This window comes from Methanosarcina sp. KYL-1 (assembly GCF_024372725.1).
Lineage (GTDB): Archaea > Halobacteriota > Methanosarcinia > Methanosarcinales > Methanosarcinaceae > Methanosarcina.
In genome coordinates this window covers 84734-95618 of sequence record NZ_VOUA01000012.1, presented here as the reverse complement: position 1 = coordinate 95618, position 10885 = coordinate 84734, and the positions used below count along the sequence as shown (strand labels likewise).

Here is a 10885-nt window from a genome sequence, read left to right as displayed (position 1 = left end):
ATAAACTTGCAGAAGACGGCCTGGATAAAATTGAGAATATTGATAAAAGCATTAGTGAGGCTGCCTCCACTGCTGAAGAAAATGCTGCAAGCAGTGAAGAAACTTCTGCTGCTATCGAGGAACAGACCGCTGCAATGCAGCAGGTAAGTGTCTCGGTACAGAATGTTAGCGGGCTTGCTCATAAAACAGTCAATACTCTTCTGGAAAACTTCAACGTTTCCACCGAAATGGACTCCAGTCAACACCCTTCCAGTCAACACTCTTCTGGAAAACTTCAAAGCTTCGATAGAAAGGGAATCTCCAGGAAATTCTGAATTTCTGGGGCTGGAACTATTCGAATCCGGGGCTAATAGAATACAGGAAATTTCTATTAGCTCCTCTTTTAGGTGATGCATGAGTTTAGGTGATATGCATGAGTTATCATAGCCAAATTGTAAATGTGGATAATACGATTCAGGTAATTGTCTTCAATCTTGGTGAAGAAAGATATGGAGTTGAAATTTCCCAGGTAAAGGAAATCATCCTGCCAACTCGAATCACCAGGATTCCAAATGTACCTGACTTTGTAGAAGGAGTCTTAAACCTCAGAGGCCAAATCGCAGCCATTATCAATCTTAGAAAAAGACTTGGCAAAGAACCGAAGAAAAACGATGAAAATACCAGGATTATTGTGGTTGAATATGATAATGCTACCATAGGCATGATGGTTGATAGCGTTAGTGAAGTCAAGTATCTTTCTTCCCAGAATATAGAAGAAATACCCCGTTTTTTAGCTCTAAGAAATGACTCTAAGTTTTTAAAAGGAGTGGGGAAACTTGAGGATGGACTTCTTACTTTAATGGACCTTAAAGAGTTATTCGGCGAAGAAGAGCTGAAGGAGTTAGAAGGATGACCGATAAAGTCCACCTCCGAACTCCAGTAAAAGTTTACAATGGCGGGTGGGTGGATACAGAACTTGTAATAACCGAGGACAGTTTGATTATAGGTAAACAGAAGGTCCCCCTCAAGGAAATAGAAGACCTGGAAGATGTTGATGTGAAGGGTGTTAGTTGTATCCAGATTAAAAGAAACGGTAAAACTACCATTAAACTCCCTTCAAATATTCATCAACAGGTTTTCAGATATATTGCATTTAACCTCAAAGCAGATAAATTTGCGGTGTATTTTTTGTCACCTGCTACTGTTGGTGGTGTTGTTTCATCGGCTGCACAGTGGGAAAAAGGGTATTTCAGCGTAACAGATGAAGGATTCTGGTTTCTATCCACAAAAAAGCAGAAGAGAATTCCAATTGAAAACTTCGGATCTGTTAAAAAGGATATTAGAAATGTCGGTGGAAAACAGAGAATGGTCCTTGTCCTTTCTCATGTTGAAAAAAGTGATGTCGTAACAAGCCTGGTCCTTTGTCCGGAAAGCACACTGGAAATGCTTGATAACTATCTTCAGCGGCTCTTTGAAAAACATAAACCCACAATTGAATTGTCTGAGGAGGAAATGCAAATTCTCACGCTGGTGTATTCCGGATTAGATTTCGTGTCAATTGAAAATATAATCGGAATATCAACAGATGAATTAAATAGTTATTACGATCGCCTTATTGATTCCGGGTTAGCTAAAGTTGTTAAAATTAGAAAGGAAATCGAATTGACCCCGAGTGGGGTTAGTATGGTTGATAAAATCTCTAAAGGATAATTTTTTAGGTGATATAATTGGCAAAAGTATTGATTGTTGATGATACTGCTTTTATGAGAAAACTTCTTAAAAATATTCTGTTTGGGGCTGGATTTGACATAGCAGGAGAAGCTGAAAACGGAGTGCAAGCTGTAGAACTATATAAAGGGCTCAAGCCAGATGTCGTTACAATGGATGTTGTCATGCCTGAAATGACAGGAATTGACGCCTTAAAGCAAATAAAGTCCATTGACAAAGATGCTAAAATTGTGATGTGTACTGCCATCGGGCAGGAAAAAATTGTAAAAACAGCTATAAAACTGGGGGCCAGAGGCTATATAATAAAACCTTTCCAGGCACCTAAGGTCATTGAAGAGATTAAAAAAGTTATTGGTGAATAATTTTGGGGATAGCATGATCCGTACTCTTATTGTTGATGATTCTGCCTTCATGCGGATGGCAATAAGAAGCATGCTTGCCAGCAGCTCAGATATAAAAATAGTCGGAGACGCTTGTAATGGAAAAGAAGCTGTAGAAAAAGCAAAGAAATTACACCCTGATATAGTTATAATGGATGTTAACATGCCAGTTATGGATGGGTTAACGGCTGTTAAAACCATTATGAGTACGGATCCGGTTCCTATCATCATGTTTAGCACCCTGACTACGGAGGGTTCGAAAGAGGCATTGGAAGCTTTGCATCTTGGAGCAATAGATTTTGTAACAAAATCTGATAATCGCCATGAAGTGAATAAGGTAGAGGGCGAACTAATTGAAAAAATAAAAGGCATTCATAAGTCCAATCCCAATATCTTAAGATTGCTAAACATGAGGAAATTTAAAGGTGAGGTTGTCAGGAAAAAATGGGGATGTTCGGGAGACTTTGGAATTCTTATAGGCTCATCTACAGGTGGTCCTTCATCTCTTGAACAGTTGATTCCCAGGCTTCCTGGAGATTTACCTGCTGCGGTTTTTGTTGTCCAGCATATGCCAGAGGGTAATTTTTGCAGGCAGATGGCAGAAAGACTGGATTTTTTGTCTGAGCTGGAAGTAAAGGAAGCCAAAAATAATGAAAAAATAAAAAATGGCGTTGTTTACATAGCTCCCGGTGGCTACCACATGAAAGTCAGAAAGGCTATGGATGTCATCAGAATAAAACTTGTAAAAGGCCAACCTGTTCATGCTGTAATGCCGGCAGTTGATGTGACAGCTGAAAGTCTTTTAGACGTATATGGGAAAAACATAGTTGCCTCGATTCTTACGGGTATGGGTAACGATGGTGCATATGGGTTTAAAATGATAAAGGATGCAGGTGGCTCTACAATTGCATGCAGCGAAGATACCTGCGTTGTCTTTGGAATGCCAAAAACTGCAATAGAATATGGAGCTATTGATGTTGTGAAACCTATTTTCGAGATCCCTGAAGAAATTGTGAACAGGCTAGAGGTGAAATGTAATGGAAAGTGATATGGCGGCTTACAAAAGCGATTTTCTTCAGGAAGTCTATGAATGCCTCGATGTATTCAATCAGGCTTTCGTGGACTTAGAAAACGGAGACTGTGCCGCAATTGATGAAATCTTTAGAATCGCACATACGATAAAAGGAATGGCCGGATTTCTTGGTTATAAATCACTTGAACATCTGTGTCATAATATGGAAGAAGTCCTGTGCGGCATAAAAAACGGAGATATAGAGATAGACGGTGAACTGGTTGACATTATGCTTTCAACAGTTGACCGAATTACGGATATGGTTAAACAAATAGAAAATAACGATACTGATAATGTAGAAATAGATGATCTTCTGGAAGTTTTTGGAAATTACATAAATATGAGGGAGAGCGGACAGGTGCCTCTCTGTATACGGGAGCCCGTGGAAAATAACGTCCTGTCTTCAGAAATAATATCCCTGAAATCAGCAGAGGACAATTCTTCTTTAGATTTAAAATGCCTTGATAAACAGGAAACCAGTAATATTTGCAATGCAGAAGACTGTAATCTTGTTTTGGATATAACCCTTTCTGAAGACTGCATGATGAAAGATTTAAGGGCGTCCTTGATTATAGAATCTCTTAGGGACATCTGCAAAGTGGTCAAAACAAATCCTGATGAAGATGAGATGGATAGCAATTTCAATGGTAACTTCACCGTGTTCCTTTCAGGAGATGGGGAGAAAGTTGAAGAGTTAATGGATAGGATTACAGAAATTGAATGCTTTAACATTGTTTCCAATGAAAAACCTGAATGTTGCAATCCAACCTCTGGAGAATCTCAGCCAATTGCAGCATCAACCCCCGATGCAGTGTGCAGTTCCACTTCAGAAGACTCTCTGCCAATTGCAGTATCAACCCCCGATGCAGTGTGCAGTTCCATTTCAGAAGACTCTCAGCCAATTGCAGTATCAACCCCCGATGCAGTGTGCAGTTCCACTTCAGAAGACTCTCAGCCAATTGCAGTATCAACCCCCGATGCAGTGTGCAGTTCCACTTCAGAAGACTCTCAGCCAATTGCAGCATCAACCCCCAGTGCAATGCATGAAGCAACAGCTGATTCATCTGCAATAAATTCGAATATTTTTACTTCTACTTTACAGAATTTAGTAACAAAAATACGTTTTATTTTAAACAAAATGAATAAACAAATTATATGTTCTAAGAGTACTGGATGTGCTGGAACACTTTCGGAGGACAAATACAAAAGTTTCCCCGGTGACGAGCAGAAGTCACAGGAAAGCCAATTATTAGAAAAAACATCCGTGGAGATTCCTGGTCAAGAATCACTGTTAGATGAAGTTCAATTTCTGGAAGAATCCTCCGAGGAAAATATTGATCCCGATTTACAATTAGATGAAGTTCGATTCCCTGAAGAACCTTCCGAGGAGATTTCTGATCTCGATTTACAATTAGATAAGGTTCAACTCCTGGAAGAATCCCCTGAGGAAACTCTTTATCCCGATTTACAATTAGATGAAGTCCTATTCCTGAAAGAGCCTCCGGAGGAAATCCCAGGTCCCGATTTACAATCAGATGAAGTTCAATTCCTTGAAGAACCCTCGGAGGAAATTCCCGGTCAAGGATTTAAGTCACAGGAAATCCAGAAAACCGGAATCTTAGATTCTGATTCAAGTTTAGAAGCTGATTCAAGCAGTCCCATTTCGGAATCGGTAAAATCGGAAAAAATGTCTTCGGAATCGAAGAGACAGGAAACCATCAGGGTAAGGACTTCAAATCTTGACAACATAATGAATCTTGTCGGTGAGCTTGTTATTAACAAGGGACGTTTGCTTCAGATCTCTCAGGAATACAACTTACCTGAATTAGAGGAAGCAACGGCGACTCTGGATAAGTCTATATCAAGTTTGCAAGATGAAGTGATGAGAATAAGGATGGTAAAAATTGAAAGAGTATTCAGTAAGTTTCCACGTATGGTAAGGGACTTAAGCAGAAAATTCAACAAAAATATCGATTTTGAAATTGAAGGGCAGGATACAGAATTAGATCGGACGATTTTAGACGAAATTAACGATCCTCTGGTTCATCTTGTAAGAAATGCCGTTGATCACGGTATAGAGTCTCCTGAAGAGCGGGAACAAGCTGGAAAAAGTGAAATAGGCCACATTAAACTCTCAGCCAGAAGAGAGAAAAATAACGTCATAATTGAGATCGAAGATGACGGAAAAGGCATGGATTTGGAACTATTAAAAAAGAAGGCTCTTGAGAAGGGTTTATTGTCGGCTTTTGATCTCGAAAACCTTAGTGAAGATGAAATCAGGATGCTTATTTTTACTCCTGGTTTTTCGACAAAGGATACTGCAACCGAAATCTCTGGAAGGGGTGTGGGCATGGATGCAGTAAAAACTGCTGTTGAAAAACTGGGGGGGAAGGTCAGGGTATATTCAAAGAAGGGAGAGTATACAAAAATCAGAATTGATTTGCCTCCAACAGTTGCTATAATTAAATCTCTTTTAGTGGAGGTTGGGTCGGAGACGTATGCAATCCCAATTTCTAATGTTGTGAAAGCTTTGAGTGTTGATAGCAATGATTACAAGTTTGTTAAAGAAACTCCTTTGCTCTATATCAGAGATAAACTGCTACCAGTATTAAAATTAAAAGAAATTTTTAACATTCCGTGTGAGAAATTGGACAAAGAACTTGCAATAATCGTTGAAAAAGAAAATGAGGAAGTTGGCCTGATAGTTGATTCAATTATAGATCAACAGGAAATTGTCATTAAACCATTGGGGAACATTTTCTCTGATTTAAAGGGCTTTATCGGTGTTACAATATTGGGAGACGGACGGGTAATACCTATTCTGGACGTATCGGTGCTTATAAGAGGTGATATTGATGATTGATTTGGAAAATCTTGGTGAAATGGAACTGGATGTTTTAAAAGAACTCGGGAATATTGGGGCTGGGCATGCAGCAACGTCCCTTTCTCAACTTCTTGATAAAGATGTCTTTATCTCAGTTCCGGAAGTCAAGGTAGGGGAAATAAAATACATATTCAATGACTTTATTCCTGATATTGTTGCAGGAGTAATTATAGCATTGCAAGACCTTGAAGAAAACAGATCTGGATATTTATATATTATGTTTCCGGAGGAGTCATCAAGAAAAATTGCAAGCAATTTATTTGGCTTGGAGGAGCTTGATGAGGAAATGTATGAATCCACAATTATGGAAGTCGGAAACATACTCTCGTCTTCTTTTTGTGATGCTTCAGCCGATTTCATGGATATCATCTTACTCCCGTCTCCCCCAAGTTTTGCATTAGATGTACCTACAGCAGTTGTAGATTCGGTAGTTTCACAAATGGCCAGGGAGAGCAACCATATAATATTATTTGAAACAGCACTTAGCTCTGATTCGGATATAGAGATTTATTTCGCTTTGCTTCCGGAATCCGGGCTATTTGATGAGATAATGAAAATGATGGAACTATTATGAATGTCACTATTTTGTTCACCTGGAATGAAAACGGAAAGGCGATTTTTCTAACTGAGAGAAATGTGTTGGTAAAATCTTATTGTTCACTTTCAAATACTTGCTCATTCCAGGATTGCTTCCAGTCATGTGATATGACTAATGCTGCAAAAGGTTACTTAGTGGACACTACGTCAAATCCGAGTATTGTAACTCTGGATGGAGAATTGTCCGCCGGGATAGGGGAATATAAAATCGGGAAAAACGTTCTCCTAAAAGCCATGGGCCTTGGGTCCTGTGTTGGAGTTGTTCTTTCCGATGTTTCAACAGGCATATGCGGAATAGCACATGTATTGCTTCCGGGGGCTTCAAATAATGGTGAAACCAAGTATGCTGAAACGGCTATAGAAAAAATGCTTGAAGATATGATAAAACTGGGAGCCAGAAAAAGTAAGATTTCCGCAAAGTTTGCGGGAGGATCCCAGGTTTTCAAGCATATGAACCTGGAAATCCTAAAAATTGGCAACAGGAACGCAAGATCTGTTGAAGAAACTCTAATTAATAAAAATATCCCGATACTGGCAAAAGATGTGGGTGGGGATGTTGGCAGGAATGTTATCTTTAATCCCGTGGACGGAAGTATGATTGTTAAATATACCAAAGGGGAAGTATTGTGGTTATAACTATTGAGGATGATTTCCAGTTTCTTGTGCGAAAGATTTCGAAATCCTCGGGCATTATTCTGACCGGTTACAGGGATACTTATCTCAGGAGAAGAATTGACCTTAGAATGAAGGCTCTGGGAATTGATAATTATGCGATGTACTCTCGGCTCCTGGAAAAAGATCAAAACGAGCTGAAGGAAACCATAAATGCAATTACAGTAAACGTCACGGAGTTTATGCGGGATAAAACCCCTTTCATGTTTTTCCGCGAAGAATTATTACCAAGCATAATGGAAAGGAAAAAGAAATCTCAAAGCAACCTTGTCAGGTTCTGGAGTGCAGCCTGTTCCAATGGAGAAGAACCGTACTCAATTGGCATCTGCTCAAAAGAGGTTTTGCCGGAAGACTGGAGCGTGTCTATCTATGCGACGGATATCGACGAAAATTGCCTGAAGCGTGCTTCCCAGGGATTATACAGCAAAGATCAATTGAAAAATTTAGATCCCTCCATTCTGCAAAAGTATTTCGAACCTTCAGGTTCCGATTTCAAAGTAAGGGATATCAAAAAACTGTTGATCAGGTTTAAGAAGCATGATCTGACCAGCGAACCCCCAATTTCCAAGCATTTTGATGCTGTATTTTGCAGGAACGTTATGATCTATTTCAACGAAAAGCAGAAGGTAAAAATGTTGAATGATTTTTATAACTCTCTCTCAGATGGAGGCTATCTAATTATTGGCAGATCTGAAACTTTGCCGGCTGAAATTAGAGAGCTGTTTACTCCTGTAAGTGTGAGGGAGAAAATTTTTAAAAAAGTATGAATGTCTGATTATATGATTCAACTAATCATATCCCCTGCATTTTCCTATTTTTTTCATTTTTCTTTCTAAAATATTGTAATAATTTTGAGCATCTTTTTTTGCATCTCCACAATATTTACTGTATTTATTTTTTTGCTTAATGGAAAGGGAATTTTGTGCAGAAAATCTTACAATAGAATTTATATGCCTGTCAAATAAACGCAATCTATTAAGCTAATTTTTTATTTTTTCCGTAAGAGCACGATCAATACAGTCTCTCTTCTGGCCTTAGTTTTTCCTACCTTATCCCTACAAACTATAACACTTTTTTTTCTTTAAATGATTCATTTTTTATCTCCCTAACTGACAAAACATTTATATTATATTAATCAGTATTATATCGATCATTATTATACTAATATTCTTCAAAATGAGGTGAATCATAATGTGGAATCGATTTTTAAAAGATGAAAAAGGATTTACCGGGCTTGAAGCAGCAATTGTCCTGGTGGCCTTTGTAGTCGTAGCTGCAGTTTTCAGCTACGTTATGCTCGGAGCAGGGTTCTATACAACCCAGAAAAGCCAGGAAGTCGTGCACACGGGTGTAGCACAGGCAAGCAGCAGTCTCGCACCTTCCGGAGATGTAATTGTAAAAGGTGGAGATTCAACCAATGTAACTAATGTTACATTTTATGTAACTAACACTGCCGGTGGGACAGCTGTAGACCTCGACAAAACAATTATCACATACATAGATGATGATGATTTCAAAACCGCGGAATACAATGCAACAAATGGATTCTGGTCATATGAGACAATAATTGAATCCGGATCCAATGCACTAAATCTAGTTGAAAAGGGTGAGAAATACCGGATAGAAATCGACTTGAATGCTACCTCTCTCGGCCTTAGTACAAAACCGGGAGTAAACGAAGTTGTCAAGCTTGAGGTAAAACCTCCAGAAGGCGCGGTTCTTATTATCCAAAGAACAATGCCTGCATCACTTGCTGCTGATAATTATTATACGGTTTACTGAGGTGATCTATAATGTGGACTAAATTTTTAAAAGATGAAAAAGGGTTTACCGGGCTTGAAGCGGCAATTGTCCTTGTAGCTTTTGTGGTCGTGGCTGCAGTGTTCAGCTATGTCATGCTCGGAGCAGGATTCTATACAACCCAGAAAAGCCAGGAAGTCGTGCACACGGGTGTGCAGCAGGCGAGCAGCAGTGTTGAATTAAGTGGAGACGTAGTTGCCACAGGTAGCGCAAATGAACTTAAGAATGTCACTCTGTTCTTGCAGCTGACGTCAGGTGGTTCATCAGTCGATATGAATAAAACTCTTATAGTTTTTTCATCCCCTACACGGGCACCAACTGACTTAAAAATGGGCGATTTTGCTGCTAACTCCATTACGTATTTTAATGTCACTAGGAAGTACAATGATGACGGCAATGACCTCATAGACAAATTTGAGAAATTTGAAGTCGTAGTCCCCGTAGGTGAGTATAACATAGAGGCTAACGATCAGTTCCAGCTTGAAATCAAGCCGCCTCAGGGAGCATCCTATACCATTCACAGGCAGGCACCCCCATCTATTGATTCGATAATGACACTCAACTGAGTGCCATTATTTTTTATTTTTTAATGCTACAGTTTTGGTGATATAATGAACAACCCGGAAGTTTTTGACCAGTCCATGATTGATAAAATTGTAGCTACAGCTGAAAGTGACACCGTAGAATCCAGGGTTGCGAATCTTGAAGAAGAGGTAACTGAGATCAAGGGCTCTATAAAAAATCTTCTTATGGATATAAGGGAAACAATGGGTGTGCTTGAAAACCCTTTCCAGAATATACAGGGCATTGCGAATATGTCCGGTGCAATGCTGGCTCCCAAACCTTCTTCCGATGATGCGGGAGATCGTCTTCCTAAAGAAGATAAAATAAAAGAAAACGAACCTGATGATATGGAGTTGATGGAGGATATTCCCAAAAGCCTCTTTGAAGCTTCAAAAAAAGCTGCTATGAAAAGGCCTGGCTCTAAACTCGTTGATCCCCTGTCTTTTTACAAGACCATTGTCTGGAGCAAGGACATGGCGGAGAAATATGATCAAGAGACCATAAAAGAATTAGTTGAAATATTCTCTCTTTTAGGATATATTCCCGGTGATATAAAGGAAATTGTTATCAGAATCACTGAAATCCTGGGTAAAAACAACAACCTTGATGATGCAGTAATGGACCTGTACAGGTTGTATCATATACTCAATCCTGAAGATATATCTCTTGATTCTAAAGTACTGGATTATGTTCTTAATGAAAATGATACGGTGAAAAACTTATGGCAAAGGAAGTGATAGCTACAGCACTGCTCGTGATGACGAGTGTTATAGCTGTAGTGGCATTTGTTAATGCCGTCCTTCCTTCTGTATATGATCTCTCTAATTCTTATACATCCATTGCAAGTAATATGGAAGACCAGTTTAAAACAGATATGGATATTATCTTTATTTATCCTGAAGGAAATAATGTTTCCGTCTGGATTAAAAACGTCGGGTCCTCAAATGTACCCCTTTCACAACTGCAATATAGCGATGTCTTTATTATTTCTTCTTCAGGCTACCATAATCCCGGTTTTGAATCTGCTTCATTTCCCTCATGGAGTTACACCCTTGAGAATGGAGATAGCGGCGACACGTGGAACCGTGGAGAGACCCTTAAGGTAGCAATAACGTTTAATGATGGGGATCCTCTGGCTGCTGGCACTTATAAGATTAGCTTCTTCCTGTACAACGGGGTATCAGTATCAGATACATTCTCAAAGTGATA

The 10885-nt window shown here is 39.2% G+C and carries 13 protein-coding genes and 1 pseudogene; 13 read left to right on the top strand and 1 reads right to left on the bottom strand.

Annotated features, from left to right (window positions below; all coding sequences use genetic code 11):
• The 9 genes and pseudogenes from FTO70_RS10020 to FTO70_RS09980 form a co-directional block, all read left to right on the top strand.
• Nucleotides 1–314 (top strand): annotated as a pseudogene (locus FTO70_RS10020) (chemotaxis protein); the annotation flags it as partial.
• Between the two features lie 98 nt (nucleotides 315–412).
• Nucleotides 413–892 carry a chemotaxis protein CheW gene (locus FTO70_RS10015; RefSeq protein WP_255335614.1) on the top strand — a complete coding sequence of 160 codons (480 nt, stop codon included), beginning with the start codon at nucleotides 413–415 and terminating at the stop codon, nucleotides 890–892.
• The gene (locus FTO70_RS10010; RefSeq protein WP_255335613.1) at nucleotides 889–1689 is read left to right on the top strand and encodes a CheF family chemotaxis protein; all 801 of its coding nucleotides are present in this window, start codon (nucleotides 889–891) and stop codon (nucleotides 1687–1689) included. The genes FTO70_RS10015 and FTO70_RS10010 overlap by 4 nt, the downstream gene beginning before the upstream one ends.
• A gap of 17 nt (nucleotides 1690–1706) precedes the next feature.
• On the top strand, nucleotides 1707–2069 hold the full coding sequence (locus tag FTO70_RS10005; protein WP_255335612.1) for a response regulator: 363 nt from the start codon (nucleotides 1707–1709) through the stop codon (nucleotides 2067–2069).
• 13 nt (nucleotides 2070–2082) lie between these two features.
• Entirely contained in the window at nucleotides 2083–3135 is a 1053-nt protein-coding gene (locus tag FTO70_RS10000) for a chemotaxis response regulator protein-glutamate methylesterase (RefSeq protein ID WP_255335611.1), read from the top strand.
• The gene (locus tag FTO70_RS09995; protein ID WP_255335610.1) at nucleotides 3125–6022 is read left to right on the top strand and encodes a chemotaxis protein CheA; all 2898 of its coding nucleotides are present in this window, start codon (nucleotides 3125–3127) and stop codon (nucleotides 6020–6022) included. The genes FTO70_RS10000 and FTO70_RS09995 overlap by 11 nt, the downstream gene beginning before the upstream one ends.
• A complete protein-coding gene (locus tag FTO70_RS09990; RefSeq protein WP_255335609.1) occupies nucleotides 6015–6617 on the top strand; it encodes a chemotaxis protein CheC in 603 nt (200 codons plus the stop codon). The genes FTO70_RS09995 and FTO70_RS09990 overlap by 8 nt, the downstream gene beginning before the upstream one ends.
• Nucleotides 6614–7276: a chemotaxis protein CheD gene (locus tag FTO70_RS09985; RefSeq protein ID WP_255335608.1), complete on the top strand. Its 663-nt coding sequence runs from the start codon at nucleotides 6614–6616 to the stop codon at nucleotides 7274–7276. The genes FTO70_RS09990 and FTO70_RS09985 overlap by 4 nt, the downstream gene beginning before the upstream one ends.
• A complete protein-coding gene (locus FTO70_RS09980; RefSeq protein WP_255335607.1) occupies nucleotides 7267–8079 on the top strand; it encodes a protein-glutamate O-methyltransferase CheR in 813 nt (270 codons plus the stop codon). Before FTO70_RS09985 ends, FTO70_RS09980 begins: the two co-directional genes overlap by 10 nt.
• Before the next feature lie 21 nt (nucleotides 8080–8100).
• On the opposite strand, the gene FTO70_RS09975 is transcribed toward FTO70_RS09980, so the two are convergent.
• Nucleotides 8101–8283: a hypothetical protein gene (locus FTO70_RS09975; protein ID WP_255335606.1), complete on the bottom strand. Its 183-nt coding sequence runs from the start codon at nucleotides 8281–8283 to the stop codon at nucleotides 8101–8103.
• Nucleotides 8284–8503: 220 nt separating this feature from the next.
• Between FTO70_RS09975 and FTO70_RS09970 the strand changes: the two genes are divergently transcribed.
• From FTO70_RS09970 to FTO70_RS09955, 4 genes are read left to right on the top strand one after another with little or no spacing between them, the layout of a single operon-like run.
• On the top strand, nucleotides 8504–9094 hold the full coding sequence (locus FTO70_RS09970) for an archaellin/type IV pilin N-terminal domain-containing protein (RefSeq protein ID WP_255335605.1): 591 nt from the start codon (nucleotides 8504–8506) through the stop codon (nucleotides 9092–9094).
• A gap of 11 nt (nucleotides 9095–9105) precedes the next feature.
• The gene (locus FTO70_RS09965) at nucleotides 9106–9678 is read left to right on the top strand and encodes an archaellin/type IV pilin N-terminal domain-containing protein (protein WP_255335604.1); all 573 of its coding nucleotides are present in this window, start codon (nucleotides 9106–9108) and stop codon (nucleotides 9676–9678) included.
• A gap of 45 nt (nucleotides 9679–9723) precedes the next feature.
• Nucleotides 9724–10413 carry a hypothetical protein gene (locus FTO70_RS09960; protein WP_255335603.1) on the top strand — a complete coding sequence of 230 codons (690 nt, stop codon included), beginning with the start codon at nucleotides 9724–9726 and terminating at the stop codon, nucleotides 10411–10413.
• Entirely contained in the window at nucleotides 10398–10883 is a 486-nt protein-coding gene (locus FTO70_RS09955; protein ID WP_255335602.1) for a flagellin, read from the top strand. Before FTO70_RS09960 ends, FTO70_RS09955 begins: the two co-directional genes overlap by 16 nt.
• Nucleotides 10884–10885: the final 2 nt, after the last annotated feature.

Excerpts from the sequence above, each read along its gene's own strand:
- FTO70_RS10015 (WP_255335614.1), top strand. The coding sequence starts at position 413 with ATGAGTTATCATAGCCAAATTGTAAATGTGGATAATACGATTCAGGTA.
- FTO70_RS10010 (WP_255335613.1), top strand. The coding sequence starts at position 889 with ATGACCGATAAAGTCCACCTCCGAACTCCAGTAAAAGTTTACAATGGC.
- FTO70_RS10000 (WP_255335611.1), top strand. The coding sequence starts at position 2,083 with ATGATCCGTACTCTTATTGTTGATGATTCTGCCTTCATGCGGATGGCA.
- FTO70_RS09995 (WP_255335610.1), top strand. The coding sequence starts at position 3,125 with ATGGAAAGTGATATGGCGGCTTACAAAAGCGATTTTCTTCAGGAAGTC.
- FTO70_RS09990 (WP_255335609.1), top strand. The coding sequence starts at position 6,015 with ATGATTGATTTGGAAAATCTTGGTGAAATGGAACTGGATGTTTTAAAA.
- FTO70_RS09985 (WP_255335608.1), top strand. The coding sequence starts at position 6,614 with ATGAATGTCACTATTTTGTTCACCTGGAATGAAAACGGAAAGGCGATT.
- FTO70_RS09970 (WP_255335605.1), top strand. The coding sequence starts at position 8,504 with ATGTGGAATCGATTTTTAAAAGATGAAAAAGGATTTACCGGGCTTGAA.
- FTO70_RS09965 (WP_255335604.1), top strand. The coding sequence starts at position 9,106 with ATGTGGACTAAATTTTTAAAAGATGAAAAAGGGTTTACCGGGCTTGAA.
- FTO70_RS09960 (WP_255335603.1), top strand. The coding sequence starts at position 9,724 with ATGAACAACCCGGAAGTTTTTGACCAGTCCATGATTGATAAAATTGTA.
- FTO70_RS09955 (WP_255335602.1), top strand. The coding sequence starts at position 10,398 with ATGGCAAAGGAAGTGATAGCTACAGCACTGCTCGTGATGACGAGTGTT.